The 15345-nt window shown below is 63.0% G+C and carries 14 protein-coding genes; 10 read left to right on the top strand and 4 right to left on the bottom strand.

The genetic code is table 11. The features are described from left to right. Positions 1-185 precede the first annotated feature (185 nt). The 5 genes from U3648_RS15395 to U3648_RS15375 all read left to right on the top strand — a co-directional run bounded on the left by U3648_RS15395 (position 186) and on the right by U3648_RS15375 (position 7135). Positions 186-1850 (top strand): ABC transporter substrate-binding protein, encoded by a 1665-nt coding sequence (locus U3648_RS15395; RefSeq protein WP_420860123.1) that lies wholly within the window; start codon positions 186-188, stop codon positions 1848-1850. Between the two features lie 141 nt (positions 1851-1991). Beyond that, positions 1992-3038 (top strand): ABC transporter permease, encoded by a 1047-nt coding sequence (locus tag U3648_RS15390; protein ID WP_420860122.1) that lies wholly within the window; start codon positions 1992-1994, stop codon positions 3036-3038. 12 nt (positions 3039-3050) lie between these two features. Then, the gene (locus U3648_RS15385) at positions 3051-4499 is read left to right on the top strand and encodes an ABC transporter permease (protein WP_420860121.1); all 1449 of its coding nucleotides are present in this window, start codon (positions 3051-3053) and stop codon (positions 4497-4499) included. Positions 4500-4510: 11 nt separating this feature from the next. After that, entirely contained in the window at positions 4511-6595 is a 2085-nt protein-coding gene (locus U3648_RS15380; RefSeq protein WP_420860120.1) for a dipeptide ABC transporter ATP-binding protein, read from the top strand. A gap of 120 nt (positions 6596-6715) precedes the next feature. Next, positions 6716-7135 (top strand): hypothetical protein, encoded by a 420-nt coding sequence (locus tag U3648_RS15375; RefSeq protein WP_420860119.1) that lies wholly within the window; start codon positions 6716-6718, stop codon positions 7133-7135. Positions 7136-7145: 10 nt separating this feature from the next. Here U3648_RS15375 and U3648_RS15370 read toward each other — a convergent pair whose 3' ends face one another. Further along, on the bottom strand, positions 7146-7751 hold the full coding sequence (locus tag U3648_RS15370) for a lytic transglycosylase domain-containing protein (RefSeq protein WP_420860118.1): 606 nt from the start codon (positions 7749-7751) through the stop codon (positions 7146-7148). A gap of 184 nt (positions 7752-7935) precedes the next feature. Here U3648_RS15370 and ssb point away from each other — a divergent pair, with 184 nt between their 5' ends. Next, complete coding sequence (ssb, locus tag U3648_RS15365) at positions 7936-8451, top strand: single-stranded DNA-binding protein (protein ID WP_420860117.1); 516 nt, start codon at positions 7936-7938, stop codon at positions 8449-8451. A 24-nt stretch (positions 8452-8475) separates the two neighbouring features. Here ssb and U3648_RS15360 read toward each other — a convergent pair whose 3' ends face one another. Genes U3648_RS15360 through U3648_RS15350 form a run of 3 tightly spaced genes read right to left on the bottom strand, consistent with a single transcriptional unit; the run spans position 8476 to position 10825 of the window. Then, a complete protein-coding gene (locus U3648_RS15360) occupies positions 8476-9138 on the bottom strand; it encodes a DUF2625 family protein (protein ID WP_420860116.1) in 663 nt (220 codons plus the stop codon). Next, positions 9135-10247: a 3-dehydroquinate synthase gene (aroB, locus tag U3648_RS15355; protein WP_420860115.1), complete on the bottom strand. Its 1113-nt coding sequence runs from the start codon at positions 10245-10247 to the stop codon at positions 9135-9137. The genes U3648_RS15360 and aroB overlap by 4 nt, the downstream gene beginning before the upstream one ends. Continuing rightward, positions 10247-10825, bottom strand: coding sequence for a shikimate kinase (locus U3648_RS15350; protein WP_420860114.1), 579 nt, complete (start codon positions 10823-10825; stop codon positions 10247-10249). Before U3648_RS15350 ends, aroB begins: the two co-directional genes overlap by 1 nt. Before the next feature lie 200 nt (positions 10826-11025). Here U3648_RS15350 and U3648_RS15345 point away from each other — a divergent pair, with 200 nt between their 5' ends. From U3648_RS15345 to U3648_RS15330, 4 genes are read left to right on the top strand one after another with little or no spacing between them, the layout of a single operon-like run. Then, the gene (locus U3648_RS15345; RefSeq protein WP_420860113.1) at positions 11026-11181 is read left to right on the top strand and encodes a hypothetical protein; all 156 of its coding nucleotides are present in this window, start codon (positions 11026-11028) and stop codon (positions 11179-11181) included. Between the two features lies 1 nt (position 11182). Further along, on the top strand, positions 11183-12763 hold the full coding sequence (locus U3648_RS15340; protein ID WP_420860112.1) for a hypothetical protein: 1581 nt from the start codon (positions 11183-11185) through the stop codon (positions 12761-12763). After that, positions 12760-13710 (top strand): site-specific tyrosine recombinase XerD, encoded by a 951-nt coding sequence (locus U3648_RS15335; RefSeq protein ID WP_420860111.1) that lies wholly within the window; start codon positions 12760-12762, stop codon positions 13708-13710. Before U3648_RS15340 ends, U3648_RS15335 begins: the two co-directional genes overlap by 4 nt. A gap of 54 nt (positions 13711-13764) precedes the next feature. Then, positions 13765-15066: an HlyC/CorC family transporter gene (locus U3648_RS15330; RefSeq protein ID WP_420860110.1), complete on the top strand. Its 1302-nt coding sequence runs from the start codon at positions 13765-13767 to the stop codon at positions 15064-15066. The last annotated feature ends 279 nt before the right edge of the window (positions 15067-15345 follow it).

Genomic DNA, 15345 nt, shown 5'->3' with positions numbered 1-15345 from the left:
TGCGTCGAAAAAGTTGCGCAATGTTCCCGACACGGGAGGAAAGACGCAATCTTATTGCGTTAGTGCCGCAACGAGGATGTTGCGGCATCACGATCCCACGTCAGTGAAGACGCCACCCTGGTGGCGCCGCCGTTCCGGGAACCCGGCCTGGTGGACAACAATACATGTCGCAGGGAGAAACTGACATGACAGAACTCAACAAGGATCTTCATCCGGCCGCGTATATGTACGCGGAAGAGGAAAAAGCCGGCAAAATGGATCGCCGCGAATTCCTTGCCCGGACGACCGCGCTTGGCGTGAGCGCCACGGCAGCCTATGGCCTTCTGGGCCTGCAGGCCCCGGTTGAAGCCGCCGCGCACATGCAAGCCGGTGGGACGCTGCGCATTCAGCAGGAAGTGCGCGCGCTGAAAGATCCCCGGACCTGGGACTGGACCCAGATTTCGAACTTCTGCCGCGGTTGGCTGGAATACCTCGTGGAATACAACCGCGACGGCACCTTCCGTCCGATGCTTCTGGAAGGCTGGACTGCGAACGACGACGCCACCGAATACGTGCTGAACGTGCGCAAGGGCGTGACCTGGAACAACGGTGACGAACTGACCGCCGATCACGTGGCCTGGGTCATCAACTACTGGTGTGACAGCGGCGTGGAAGGCAACTCGATGGCCACCCGGATGGGGTCGCTCATCGACGCTGAAACCGGCGTGGCCCGCGAGGGCGCGATCACCGTCGTCGACAGCCACACCATCAAGCTGTCCCTGCCGGCACCGGATATCTCGATCATCCCGGGCATGGCCGACTACCCGGCCGCCGTTGTGCACCCGGACACCAACCTTGACGATATCATGGGCACCCCGATCGGCACCGGCGCCTTCCTGCCGACCAGCCTCGAGGTTGGCGTCAAGGGCGTGCTGACCAAGAACGCCGACCACGACTACTGGGGCAACTCGGTTGACGGCTATGCCGGTGGGGCGCTGGATTCGATCGAATTCATCGACTACGGCACCGACCCGGCAACCTGGATTGCCGCGGTGGATTCCGGCGAAGTCGACATGCTGTATCAGAACAACGATGAATTCATCGACATTGTTGATGCGATCGGCTGGGAAAAATCCGAAGTGGTCACCGGCGCGACCGTCGTCGTCCGCTTCAACCAGCAGACCGAAGTTGACGGCATGAAGCCCTATGCCGACCTCCGCGTGCGCCAGGCCATCAGCCAGGCCGTGGACAACGCTGTTGTTCTCGAACTCGGCTATTCGGGTCTGGGCGTTCAGGCCGACAACCACCACGTTGCCCCGGTGCACCCGGAATATGCCGACATCGGTCGTCCGAAGTATGACCCGGCCGGTTCCGCCGCGCTGATGGCCGAAGCCGGCATGGCCGATTTCGAGCATGAGCTGATCACGCTGGATGACGGGTTCAACAAGAACACTGGCGACGCAGTTGCCGCGCAGGTGCGCGATGCTGGCATCAACATCAAGCGGACAGTTCTGCCCGGGTCGACCTTCTGGAATGACTGGGCGAAATACCCGTTCTCGGCCACCGAATGGAACCACCGCCCCTTGGGCGTTCAGGTTCTGGCGCTGGCCTACAAGTCGGGTGTGCCGTGGAACGAAGCGGGCTATGCAAACCCCGAGTTCGACGCGCTGCTGGATCAGGCCATGTCGATCGCCGATGCCGACACCCGTCGCGAGGTGATGGAAAAGATCGAAACCGTGTTCCAGAACGACGCGGTGATCATCCAATCCTACTGGCGCTCGCTCTATCGTCACTTCCGTCCGGGCGTTGTGGGCGCAGACATGCACCCCTCGTTCGAGATCCACGTGCACAAGCTGGGTCTTGCCGCCTGATAACGGCGCGAAAGACACCCCCATCCCGGGTCAGCCGGGGTGGGGGTTTTCGTGACGGCGGGGGCGATTGCCCGCGCGGCCGCGACAGACTGAAATAAACGGGCATCGAAAAGGTGCCGGTCTACCAACCGGGGGACTCCCATGGGAGCGTTCATCCTACGGCGCGTCGGTCTGATGGTGCTTACCGCACTCTGCCTGACCTTCGTCGTATTCTTTCTGACCAATCTCTATCCAAACCTTGAAAAGCTGGCCAAGACGCAGGGCAGCCAACGTATGTCGGACGCCGAGGTTTCTCAGTGGCTTGATAATCGGGGCTATACGCAGCCCGTCGTCCTGAAGTACGGCCAGTGGCTTGGCGTGCTGCCGACGCCGGTGATCGAAGGCACCGACGGGGAACTGCGCAGCCGCTGCAAGGATGCCGACATGAGCATCGAAGAAGCGCCCCGGTTCTGCGGGGTCCTGCAAGGGGATTGGGGTTTCTCCACGGTTTTCAAGGATGACGTCTCCGGGATCATCTCGACCCGACTGGGCCTGACCGGATGGCTGATGATGTTCGTCATGCTGGTCATGGTGCCCGCCGCGCTGATCATCGGGGTTCTGGCCGGGATGCGCGAGGGGTCCAAACTGGACCGGTCGCTGTCCACCGTCGCCATTACCACCACGGCAACCCCGGAATATGTGTCGGGCGTCGTGTTCATTGCGATCTTCACCTCTTCGGCTGTGGGGCTGAAATGGTTCAACGGCTCGGCCACATCGGCGATGGATGACATCACGTTCGCCAACTTCACCCTGCCCGTCCTGACCATTGCGCTCTATGGAACCGGCTATATCGCCCGGATGACCCGTGCCTCGATGGCGGAGGTGATGACCGCCCAATACATCCGCACCGCGCGGCTGAAGGGTGTGAGCTTCCGCAACATCGTGATGAAGCACGCGCTGCGTAACGCGCTGATCGCGCCCTTCACTGTCATCATGCTCCAGTTCCCCTGGTTGCTGAACGGGGTCGTCATCGTCGAGACCCTGTTCAACTACAAGGGCTTCGGCTGGACGTTGGTGCAGGCCGCCGGGAACAACGACATCGAATTGCTTCTGGGCCTTTCGGTCGTGTCGGTTTTCGTCGTTCTGATCACGCAGCTGATTTCCGATATCGGCTATGTGTTCCTGAACCCCCGCATTCGCATTTCATAAGGAGGCGCAGCCATGGATAATCTTACATGGACCGGTGCGCTGGGCACCATTCTGGACCCGATCCTTTTCGCCGTTGCCGGGTTCTTCATCGTCCTGACCGTCGCACAGATCGTTTTGTCGTTCTTCGCCGCGCCGGTCACCCTGCAATCGAACCCGGACGGCACCCTGCAAAAGCAGGGCGGTGTTCTGGGGACTGTTGAAAGCCTCAACAAGTGGCTGTTGCTGGGACTGATCGCCATTGCCATCGCCTATATCGTCGGCGGCATGATCATGCCCTATGGCTCTGCCGGGATCGTCGGCGCAATGGCCAAACAGTTCACGCCGGTCTGGATCGCGCTCGTCGCGACCTATGTCCTGTCGATCACGTTCAAGCGCAAGCTGGGCCTCTATGGCAAGCTGTTCGACAGCACCATCGGGATGATCGGTTTCGGGTTGGTCATGTTCTGGGTCTACACCGCCATTTTCGGCGCAGCGCTTGAATGGATCCCGACCCACGAACCGCTGACCCAGGTGTCTGGCCTGAAGAACAAGGTGCCCGGCACCGCCGTTCCGGGGGCCGAGGTCTGGGGACCGGGTGCACATTACCTTCTGGGTGGCGACAACCTTGCCCGCGACGTGTTCAGCCGGATGGTCTACGGATCGGGCATCGTGGTGCTGATCGCGCCGATGGCGACCCTGTTCGCCTTCATGGTCGGGATCACGCTGGGCCTGCCGGCCGCCTATTTCGGCGGCAAGCTGGACGCGATCCTGTCTTTCATCGCCAACCTTGTGCTGGCCTTCCCGGTGATCCTGCTGTTCTACCTACTGGTGACACCCGAAATCACCCTTACTGGCCTGCCGCAATACATGGCGACGGTGCTGTTCTTCTTCCCGCTGATCTTCTTCGGTGTGCTGATCCATTCCCGCTACAAGACCCAGCCTCAGCAAAATTACATCCGGCTTGCCGTGGTGCTGATCCCGCTGTTCCTGATTTATGCCTCCGCGATCAACGCAGTTGCCTCCAAGATCGACTTCTGGCCGCTGGATTTCTTCGACATCGCGCCGGGCATTCTGGTGGTTTTCGTCTCGGTGGTTTTCGTGAACTCGCCCACGGTGTTCCGGATCGTCCGGGGTCTGGCGATGGACATCAAGACCCGCGACTATGTGGCCGCCGCGCAGACCCGTGGGGAAACCCCGTGGTACATCATGCTGTGGGAAATCCTGCCCAACGCGCGCGGGCCGCTGATCGTCGATTTCTGCCTGCGCATCGGCTATACCACCATCCTTCTGGGAACCCTGGGCTTCTTCGGCCTTGGCCTTCCGCCGGATAGCCCGGACTGGGGGTCCACGATCAACGAAGGGCGCAAATTGATGGTCGCCTATATCCACCCTGCCCTGCCGCCCGCCTTCGCGCTTCTGACCCTTGTTCTGGGTCTGAACCTGCTGGCTGACGGCCTGCGCGAAGAAAGCCTCAAGGACTAAGGAGACGGACCATGACCAAATGGGATTATGACGGCCCGATCCTCGAGATCGACAAGCTTTCGATCAGCTTCTTCACCCGGTTGCGGGAAATCCCCGCCGTCATGGACTTTTCCGCCAAGGTGATGCCGGGCGAGGCGCTGGGCCTTGTCGGCGAATCCGGCTGCGGCAAATCCACCGTGGCGCTGGGGGTTATGCAGGACCTTGGGGTCAACGGCCGGATCGTCGGTGGCTCCATCAAGTTCAAGGGTCGCGACCTATGCGCCATGTCGCCCGAGGAACTGCGCGACATTCGCGGGTCCGAAATCGCGATGATCTATCAGGAGCCGATGGCCTCGCTCAACCCGGCGATGCGCATCGGTAAGCAACTGATGGAAGTCCCGATGATCCACGAGGGCGTGTCCGAGGAAGAAGCCTACAAGCGCGCGCTTGAGGTCGTGACGGACGTGAAACTGCCCGACCCGGAACGGATGCTGAAAAGCTATCCCCACCAGTTGTCAGGGGGGCAGCAGCAGCGGATCGTCATCGCCATGGCGCTTATGTCGAAACCGTCGCTTCTGATCCTTGACGAGCCGACAACCGCGCTGGATGTGACGGTGGAGGCCGCTGTGGTCGATCTTGTGAAGGACCTTGGCAAGAAATACGGCACCTCCATGCTGTTCATCTCGCACAACCTTGGGCTTGTGCTGGAAACCTGCGACCGGATCTGCGTGATGTATTCGGGCGAGGCAGTGGAACGCGGCAGCATCGAAGACGTGTTCGACCAGATGCGCCACCCCTATACACAGGCCCTGTTCCGGTCGATCCCGCTTCCGGGGGCGGACAAGAATGCGCGGCCGCTGGTGGCGATCCCGGGCAACTTCCCCCTGCCCCATGAACGGCCCAACGGGTGCAACTTTGGCCCGCGCTGCGATTATTTCGAAGCCGGGCGCTGTGATGCGACCGACATCAAGATGGCGCCGGTAGAAGGGGACGAACGGCACGAAAGCCGCTGTCTGAAGTTCACGGAAATCGACTGGGACGCGCCAATTCAGGTGTCCGAGGTCAAGGAAAAGGGCGAGATCGGCCGCACGGTCCTGAAAATGGACAACCTCAAGAAATACTACGAGGTGGCGGCGAACGCGCTGTTCGGCGGCGGCGACAAGAAGGTCGTCAAAGCCAACGAGACGCTGTCGTTCGAAGCCCGCGAATCTGAAACCCTTGCGATCGTGGGCGAATCCGGCTGCGGCAAATCCACCTTTGCCAAGGTGCTGATGGGGCTGGAAACGGCGACCGACGGAAAGATTCTGCTGGATAACTCTGAAATTCAGGGCACCGCCATTCAGGATCGGGACACCAAGACCGTTGCCGACGTGCAGATGGTGTTCCAGAATCCGTTTGACACGCTCAACCCGTCGATGACGGTGGGGCGGCAGATCATCCGGGCGCTGGAGATTTTCAAGATCGGCAAGTCCGATGCCGAGCGGAAGACCAAGATGCTCGAACTTCTGGATCTGGTGAAATTGCCCCGCGCCTTTGCCGACCGGATGCCGCGCCAGCTTTCAGGCGGTCAGAAGCAGCGGGTCGGGATTGCACGCGCCTTTGCGGGCGGCGCCCGGATCGTGGTCGCGGACGAACCGGTTTCGGCGCTGGACGTGTCGGTGCAGGCGGCGGTCACGGACCTGCTGATGGAAATCCAGCGGCGCGAGAAAACGACGCTTCTGTTCATCAGCCACGATCTGTCCATCGTCCGTTATCTGTCCGACCGTGTCATGGTGATGTATCTGGGCCATGTGGTTGAACTGGGCACGACCGATCAGGTCTTCGCCCCGCCCTATCACCCCTATACCGAGGCGCTTTTGTCCGCCGTGCCCATCGCCGACACCCATGTGAAGAAAAAGCACATCGTGCTGGAAGGCGACATTCCTTCGGCCATGAACCCGCCGACGGGCTGCCCGTTCCAGACCCGCTGCCGCTGGAAGTCCAAGGTCGCGGGCGGGCTTTGCGAAAAAGAGGTGCCGCCGGTCCAGACGCTCGACAACGGGCATCAGATCAAATGTCACCTTTCGGCAAACGACTTTGCCGAAATGGAACCGGTGATCGAGGTCGCTGCGGAATAGCGGCGGCGCCTACAAGGGAAAGAACGTTGACAACTCCACCCCCAGCGGGTGGAGTTGTTGCATTATTGAACGGGCGCTGCGGTTCTACCGCGCGGCCAACACGCATTTCAGGAGGAATAAATGTCAGGTCATTTCGTCGTCTGGGACATCAAACGGCAGGATAGTGACGCCCTGCGCAGTGCCTTTACCACGCTGTCCCATGATATCGTCAACGCCGACCCGCACGTGTGGAACCCGCACACCCAGCAAACCCTGATGACGGCGATGGGGGGTGGTGCGATCAATCGCGAGGATATGCCGTCGCACGGGTACTACCACATCAACCATCCCAGCCAGACCGCCTGCGATACTGCGCGTGATGGCGGAACGCTCGACAGTCTTGCGCTTCGGCTGGTGCGTCCCAACATCGGGCTAAAGACCCTTGCCCCGGATGCGGCGATTGCATGGGGCGAGGGCCGCAAACTGGATGCGCTTCTGGCGCAGGCGCGGCATTCGACTGCGACGATCGAGTATTATTACGCCGCCGGGATGCACGTCTGACCGGACCGGGTCAGCTGCCCCAGATCACCTGCACGTAATTCTGGGTTTCTCGGTAAGGAGGTATCCCGTCGTGGCGGCGCACGGCCTCTGGTCCGGCGTTATAGGCGGCAAGCGCCAGCCGCCATGACCCGAACGTATCATACTGCTGCCGCAGGTAGCGGGCACCGCCGTCCAGGTTTTCGTAGGGATCGGTGGGGTCCACCCCAAGGCGTCGCGCCGTGGCGGGCATCAGCTGTGCCAATCCAATTGCTCCTTTGGGTGACACTGCGCCTGCGTTCCACCCGCTTTCCTGCTGAACAAGCCGCAAGAACAGGTCCGTCGGGATACCGTGACGCAGCGCCGCCGACCGCGCCATGTCCAGATAGGGGCCGCGGTAGGTTCCTGTATATGGGGGGCTACCTGCGCCGGGGACGACGGGTTCGGTCGGTTGCAGGCGGACAGAGTTGGAATATTGTTCGGCCGCCCGCCCATCGAGGACGTCAAGCTGGGACTGGAACAATTGCAGGCGGTTCCGACTGGAAAAAGTTTCCGCCGATACGGGCGCTGCCGCCCCTAGGGCAGCGGCACAACCGCAGATGTAGGCCAATACCCGGCCTCGTCCCATATCCCAACTCATCGGCGCCAATCCGTCCGTCACCACAAACCTTGCGAAAGGTAGGGCAGGATGCCTGCAATTGCCAGTCTTTCCAATCTGACCGGCGGTCTGCCGCCCCCGGATTGGCAGATTAGCCTTCCATTAACCATGTCGGGGTGATGTAACAGGGCAAAGCAAGACAGCAAGATTCGAAGGGGGGTGCCGCATGGCCGGATCCGTAAACAAAGTCATCCTGATCGGAAACCTGGGCCGCGACCCTGAAATTCGAAATTTCCAGAACGGCGGCAAGGTCGCGAACCTGCGCATCGCCACCTCGGAAAACTGGAAAGACCGCAACACCGGCGAACGCCGCGAACGGACCGAATGGCACACCGTCGCGATCTTCTCGGAACCGCTGGTGCGTCTGGCGGAACAGTATCTGCGCAAGGGGTCCAAGGTTTATATCGAGGGCCAGCTGGAAACCCGCAAATGGCAGGACCAGTCCGGGCAAGACCGCTATTCGACCGAGGTTGTCCTGCGCCCCTATCGTGGGGAAATCACCATGCTGGATGGCCGGGGTGACAACAACGGCGGCGGCGGCGGCGGTGGCTATTCCGATGACCGGGGCGGCTATGGCGGCGGCGGCTACGGGGGCGGCGGCTACGACAGCGGCCCGTCGGGCGGTGGCGCTGGAAGCGGCGGCGGTGGCCGGTCCGACATGGACGACGAAATCCCGTTCTGAACGAGGGGCCGCGACGGCGAGTTCTCAGGCCGGGGGCGTTCCCGGCCTGAATGCGTTTTCAGGCCAGATTTCTGCAAAGGGAACAGCCCGGCGGCTGGAGGTTTCTGGTCCGAACTCCACCGTACCGGGCGGCGGGTAGAATGTCATCACGCGGTCAGGCGGCAGGGCTGCGACATCTGATTGCCAGCCGCTCCAGCGGAACGCCTTGTAGAACTTCTCCGATACGCCCGACAGCATCGCTTCAACAAAGCCGGAATGCTTCAGGCCCATAGACTCCCATGCATTGGTATCGGGCGCAAAGTAGCAGACCTCACCCAGCTTGGCGTCGGGCAGGCCACCGCCATTGATCGCAAAAAGCCCACCAATCACATCCGCACCGATGAGCAAGGCGCCGCTATCGGCGGTCAGGCCCAGACTCGCGCCCAACTCCAGAATGTCCGGGAGCGGCCCGCCAGCAGCGCTTCCGAACAGGCGGAGCCAGCCATGGTCTATCTCGATCCCGCCCGTGTCATGGACCTGCGCCCCCAGGGGCGACCGGCGCGTGACCTGCAATCTCAGCAGGTTTTGATCGGCGCGGGCCGGATCGGGGGCATGCAACCGCACATTCCCACCCCAATCGGATATCCACGACTCCAGCGTGGCAATGAACGGCTCATCGGTCTCGGTCAGTTCTGACAGCGGCTTCATCGCCCGACGAGTCCGTCGCCCAGGACCGACAGAACCACATCACGCGGCACATCCGAGGTGACAAAAGCCGCGCCGATCCCACGGGCCATGATGAACCGCAGGGTGCCATCGACCACCTTCTTGTCCTGCCCCATCAGCTCCAGCAGTGCGGCGGCGTCCGGCAGGTCGCCGGGAATATCGGCAAGATCGGTCTTCATCCCCATTGCTTTCAGATGCGACCGGACCCGGCTTGGGTCTTCCTGACTGCACAGACCCAGCCGGGCCGAGGTCTCAAATGCCAGTGCGCAGCCGATGGCAACGCCTTCGCCGTGCAACAGCCGGTCGGAATAGCCGGTGGCCGCTTCCAGCGCGTGGCAGAAGGTATGCCCGAGATTCAGCAGTGCGCGGTCGCCCTGTTCGGTCTCATCCCGCATGACGATCTCGGCCTTCATCTGGCAGGACCGGGTCACGGCATGGACCCGCGCGGCCATATCCCCGGCCGCGGCCTTGGGGCCGTTCACCTCGAGCCAGTCAAAGAACGCTGCGTCGCCCAGAAGCCCGTATTTCACCACCTCACCATAGCCCGCCAGAAAATCGCGCGGCGGCAGGGTGTCCAGAAGGCTGGTATCGGCCAGAACCAGGACCGGCTGATGGAAGGCACCGACAAGGTTCTTGCCCTGCGCCGTGTTAATCCCGGTCTTGCCGCCAACGGAACTGTCCACCTGTGCCAGCAGGGTTGTGGGGATCTGGGCAAAGCGGACGCCCCGGCGGACCACGGCGGCGGCAAAACCGGCCAGATCACCGATGACCCCGCCGCCGAAGGCCACGACCAGATCGCCGCGTTCGATCTTCTGCTCCAAGAGCCATTCGACGGTGCGGGAAAATTGAGTCCAGCCCTTGGTCGCCTCACCTGCCGGCAGGGCCAGCGCGGCGTGGGTGATCCCTTCGGCCTCCAGTGCGGCCTCAAGCGTCGCAAGATGGGCCGCCGCGACCCGTTCATCGGTCACGATGGCGACCTTCGGGCGGCGCAGATGGGGCGACAGGTGCTTGCCTGCCTCCGCCAGCAACCCCGGTCCGATCAGGATGTCATATTCCCGGCCCGGCAGGCCGACGTGAACGCTGTCTTGCATCATGTCTTCTCCAGCACGTCGGGGCGGGTCAGCAAGACCTCGATCACCCGGTCGGTGGTTTCTTCGATAGAGTATTCCGGCAGGGTTTCCGCCCGCAGGTCAGCCAGTTGATAGACCGGCACCCGGGTTGCGAAAATCTCTTCCAGCGTCTTGCGCGGGTTGTCAGTGCGCAGCAGCGGACGGGTGTCTTTGTGCTTTACCCGTTCCCACAAGAGATCGACAGACGCGTCCAGCCAGACCGCGACCCCCTTGTCATGGATCGCCTGTCGGTTCCGCTCGGCAAGGAAAGCGCCGCCGCCGGTCGACAGGATGCAGGGCGGACCGGACAGAAGCCGGGCAATCACCTCGGCCTCGCGGTCGCGAAAGAACGGCTCTCCGTCGCGGGCAAATATCTCGGAGATGGTGGCATTGGCCGCGCGTTCGATCTCGGCATCCGAATCAAGCAGTTGCACGCCCAGACGGGCAGCAAGGCTGCGCCCCACGGCGGATTTTCCGCAGCCCATCATGCCCACCAACACAACGGTCCGATGCAGGATCATCCCGCCCGTCACCCCGTTCTGCCTGCCTGCAATGCCCATCTTGCCGAAAACCCCTGACTGGGCGGGGTCAAATGATCGGCATCCCCCCGCGCACCCCTTGAATTTAGCCCTTCAATGGCGTGAACTTGCCGAAAAGGCCATATATAAACGAACCACTGACCGCAAATGTCGGCAGGATGGGCAAAAGGCCGGGGGACAACCGGCCAACTGGGCAGAGGCAGAAAGGGGCACGTGCCAAGATGATCTGGCGGCTGATAAAATACCTGTTGATCCTCGCGGTTCTGGCCGCGATCGGGCTTGTGATCTACGCCTATGCCGGGCCGATCTTTTTCCCTGCGGACTTTGCCGCGCCCACGCAGGATATCGTGGCACCTGTGACGCTTGAGGTGGACTGACGTGGCCCGGACCCACGGCACGCTTGGCCTGACCGCCGCGCTGCTGGCGGGGTTTGCGGGCGTGGCGGGAGCACAGGATGGCGGTGCGCCCCTGTCGGCGATCGACTGGCTGTCACGGTCGGTGGAAACCCCGGCCGTTGCTGCCGCTGGCCCACGGCCCGGTTTGCGCCCGCCTGTACCGGGCGAGCCACCGGTATCTCAGGACGCAACCGCGCCGGATGTCTCCGTCGCGCCCCTGGACGCGGTATCGCCCGATGCAATCGGCCTTTTGCCGCCCGAGGTGACGGGCCTGCCCCGGTCGCTGTGGTCGGGGTCGTCGGTCGATCTCTTGACCGACCTGATCCATGCCGAAAGGGTCGAAACCCTGCCCGCCCTGCAAGAGCTGATCATCACGCTGATGCTGGTCGAGGCGGACCCGCCAATGGGGGCCGCGCCGGACGGGCGCATGTTCCTGGCCCGCATCGACAAGCTTCTGGACCTTGGGGCCTTGGATCAGGCCCTTGCCCTGCTGGACGAGGCTGGCCCCGACAGCCCGGCCCTGTTCCGGCGCTGGTTCGACGTGTCGCTCCTGACCGGGACCGAGCAAGAGGCCTGCACCCTTCTGCGCAGCAAGCCAGAGTTCGCCCCGACCTATCAGGCCCGCATATTCTGCCTTGCCCGCAATGGCCAGTTCGACGCGGCGGTCCTTGTCCTGAACACAGGCGAGGCGCTGGGGGATATTTCGCCCGAAGAAGACGCGCTTCTGGCCCGCTTCCTTGACCCGGACCTGTTCGAGGGTGAAGGCCCCCTGCCGCCGCCCTCCCGCCCCTCGCCGCTTGTCTTCGCGATGCGCGAAGCGATCGGGGAACGGCTGTCCACGGCCACCCTGCCCCGCGCCTTTGCCCATGCGGATTTGCGGGACACGGCGGGATGGCGCAACCAGATGGAAGCGGCTGAACGGCTTGCCCGCGTGGGGGCAGTCGACCCGAACCGGCTTCAGGCGCTTTATACCGAACGGACCCCGGCGGCATCCGGCGGGGTCTGGGACCGGGCGGCGGCGTTTCAGCGGTTTGATGCCGCCATCGCGGCGCGGAACGCCGATGCTGTCGCACAAACCTTGCCGGCGGCCTTTGATGCCATGGAAACCGCCCGGATCGAGATACCCTTTGCCCAGCTCTACAGCGCGCATCTGGCCACGGTCGATCTGACGGGCGAGGCGGCGGCGCTTGCCTTCCGGGTCCGTCTTTTGTCGTCAGCCTATGAATCGGCGGCGCTGTCCTATCGGCCCACGACTGCGGAAGACCGGTTTCTGGCCGGTGTGGCGCGGGGCACGGCGGAGCTGTCGGATGCGCCCGATACCCCCGCCGGACGGGCCGTGGCCGAGGCGTTTTCCGGCCACCCTGCCCCCGATGCCCTTGCCACCCTCGCCCGCAATGGTCGGTTGGGAGAGGCGATCTTGCGGGCGATTGCTCTGATTTCCGAAGGCACATCCGGCGATCCAGTGGCGGTCCGGGATGGGTTGTCGTTCTTCCGCTCTGTCGGGATGGAAGATCTGGCCCGGCGCACCGCCCTGCAATACCTGATCCTGGACCGGGCGCCGTGACACAGGCGGCAACAGACCGCAGCCAGGCCCATTGGGTGCAAGCCTTCCTCGAGGCCCAGGCGGCAGAACTTGACGCGGCCACGAATACGCAACTGGCCTACGGACGCGATCTGTTGCAATTCGCCGATTGGCTGGACCGGCGCGGCCTGCACTTTGCCACCGCAACACAAGAACACGTCGAATCCTATCTGATCGACTGCGAGGCCGAGGGGCTGTCCCGCGCCACCCGCGCCCGCCGCCTGTCGGCGATCAAGCAACTGTATCGCTTCGCCTTTGAAGAGGGCTGGCGCGGCGACAACCCCGCGATCCGGATCAAGGGGCCCGGCCGGTCCAAGTCCTTGCCCAAGACCCTGAGCGTCGAGGAGGTCGACAGGCTTTTGGCCGCTGCCCGTGACCACGGACGACAGCCGACCCGCAACCGCTGCCTGATGGAGATTCTCTATGCCACCGGCATGCGGGTCAGCGAGTTGGTCGAGCTGCCGGTCAGTGCTGCGCGGGGTGATCCCCGGATGCTGCTGGTCCGGGGCAAGGGCGGCAAGGAACGCATGGTGCCCCTGTCCGGCGATGCCCGTGCCGCATTGGCCGACTGGCTGGCGGAACGGGACCGGGCAGAGGAGGTCGCCCGCGCCCAAGGCACGCCAGCCTCGCGCCATCTGTTCCCGGCGATGGGCAAGGCCGGTCATCTGACGCGGCAGGGGTTCTACCGGCTGATCAAGGATATCGCGGTCGCCGCAGGGGTCAGCCCTTCCAAGGTGACGCCGCATACGATCCGGCACGCCTTTGCCACCCATCTTCTGGCGGGCGGCGCCGACCTGCGGTCGATCCAAACGATGCTGGGTCATGCGGATGTGGCCACGACCGAAATCTATACCCACGTGCTCGAAGACCGGCTTCGCGATCTGGTGCTGGAGCATCACCCGCTGGGGAAAGCTGCGCCAAAGGCTTGAAGCGGACCGGCCCTGCCCCCATAAACAGGGAACCCAACAATTTTCTCCGGACCCATGGACCTTTCCCTTCTCGACGCGGCCTTCTGGATCACCTGCGCCGCGGTGCTCGTGCTTCTGATCCTGTCGGCCTTCTTCTCTGGCTCTGAAACCGCGCTGACCGCTGCGTCGCGCGGGAAGCTTCGGTCGGCCTCTGACAAGGGGGATGCCGGCGCCGACCGGGCCCTGAAGGTGACCGAGGACAGCGAGCGGCTGATCGGGTCGATCCTTCTGGGCAACAACGTGGTCAACATCCTTGCCACCGCGCTGGCCACCGCCGTACTGACCCGGATCTTCGGGCAGAATGGGGTCGCGCTGGCGACGCTTGGGATGACCCTTCTGGTGCTGATCTTCGCCGAGGTGCTACCGAAAACCTATGCCATCACCAATGCCGAAACCGTGGCGGCCCGCGTGGCCCGCCCGATCCAATGGGTAATCCTGATCTTCGCCCCGGTGGTCAGCGCCGTGCGGGTCTTTGTCCGGCTGGTGCTGCGCCTTTTCGGGGTGCGGGCCGACCCCGACAGCCATATCCTTGCCGTGCGCGAAGAAATCGCCGGTGCCCTCCAACTGGGCCATTCCGAAGGGGTGGTGGAAAAGGAAGACCGGGACCGTATCCTCGGCGCGCTCGACCTTGGCGACCGAACGGTGGAAGAGGTAATGCTGCACCGCTCGGGCATCGAGATGATCGACGCCGACCTGCCCGCCGAAGAGATCATGGCGCGCTGTCTGGAAAGCCCCCACACCCGCCTGCCGCTCTACCGTGACGACCCCGAGAACATCGTTGGCGTGATCCATGCCAAGGATCTGCTGCGGGCCATGCACAAGCTGTTGAAGAACGGCCGGATCGACCCGCGCGGGCTGGCCGAATTCAACGTGCTGGACGTGGCGATGAAACCCTATTTCGTCCCGGAAACCACGACGCTGGACGACCAGATGCGCGCCTTCCTCAAGCGCAAGTCGCATTTTGCGCTGGTGGTGGATGAATACGGCGGGCTTCAGGGGCTGATCACGCTGGAAGACATCCTTGAAGAAATCGTCGGCGAAATTGCGGACGAGTTCGACCTGGTCGAGGAAGCCCCGGTGGCCAAAGCGCCCGATGGGTCCTTCATCGTCGATGGGGCGATGACCATCCGCGACCTGAATCGCGCCCACGATTGGACCCTGCCGGATGACGAGGCGAACACGATCGCCGGGCTTGTGATCCACGAGGCGCAGATGATCCCCACCGTGGGGCAGGTGTTTTCTTTCCACGGCTTCCGGTTCGAAGTTCTGGAAAAGGACGAAAACCGGTTGTCGCGGCTGAAGATCCGACCCCTCTGACAGGAATGGTGGGTCAAGACCCACCTTCCCTCGGGGCCGCTTCCCCCCCCATCCCGAAAACACATGGCCCCCAGAGGTTATTTGGAACCCAACGAAGGACGAATCTCGAGTCCAGCCCCCTTCTTTGGGTCAAAAATATCCCGGGGTGAATGGCCCGGAACGGGCCAGAGGGGCAGAGCCCCTCAAACGTAAGGTGGGTTTCAACCCACCGCCCCCTTGACCCTTCCCCGGTCCGGGGCGAAGGTCGCCGAAACCGGCTTTTCGCCGCGCGGATGATCC

The organism is Marivivens marinus, from assembly GCF_035969385.1.
Taxonomy (GTDB): domain Bacteria; phylum Pseudomonadota; class Alphaproteobacteria; order Rhodobacterales; family Rhodobacteraceae; genus SELP01.
Note: the sequence above shows the minus strand (reverse complement) of the source record. Positions and strands in the feature narration are given on the sequence as shown.

Coding starts and splice junctions, on each gene's coding strand:
- U3648_RS15330 (WP_420860110.1), top strand. CDS start 13,765: ATGGACCTTTCCCTTCTCGACGCGGCCTTCTGGATCACCTGCGCCGCG.
- U3648_RS15395 (WP_420860123.1), top strand. CDS start 186: ATGACAGAACTCAACAAGGATCTTCATCCGGCCGCGTATATGTACGCG.
- U3648_RS15370 (WP_420860118.1), bottom strand. CDS start 7,751: ATGAGTTGGGATATGGGACGAGGCCGGGTATTGGCCTACATCTGCGGT.
- ssb (WP_420860117.1), top strand. CDS start 7,936: ATGGCCGGATCCGTAAACAAAGTCATCCTGATCGGAAACCTGGGCCGC.
- U3648_RS15345 (WP_420860113.1), top strand. CDS start 11,026: ATGATCTGGCGGCTGATAAAATACCTGTTGATCCTCGCGGTTCTGGCC.
- U3648_RS15380 (WP_420860120.1), top strand. CDS start 4,511: ATGACCAAATGGGATTATGACGGCCCGATCCTCGAGATCGACAAGCTT.
- U3648_RS15360 (WP_420860116.1), bottom strand. CDS start 9,138: ATGAAGCCGCTGTCAGAACTGACCGAGACCGATGAGCCGTTCATTGCC.
- U3648_RS15375 (WP_420860119.1), top strand. CDS start 6,716: ATGTCAGGTCATTTCGTCGTCTGGGACATCAAACGGCAGGATAGTGAC.
- U3648_RS15385 (WP_420860121.1), top strand. CDS start 3,051: ATGGATAATCTTACATGGACCGGTGCGCTGGGCACCATTCTGGACCCG.
- aroB (WP_420860115.1), bottom strand. CDS start 10,247: ATGCAAGACAGCGTTCACGTCGGCCTGCCGGGCCGGGAATATGACATC.
- U3648_RS15390 (WP_420860122.1), top strand. CDS start 1,992: ATGGGAGCGTTCATCCTACGGCGCGTCGGTCTGATGGTGCTTACCGCA.
- U3648_RS15350 (WP_420860114.1), bottom strand. CDS start 10,825: ATGGGCATTGCAGGCAGGCAGAACGGGGTGACGGGCGGGATGATCCTG.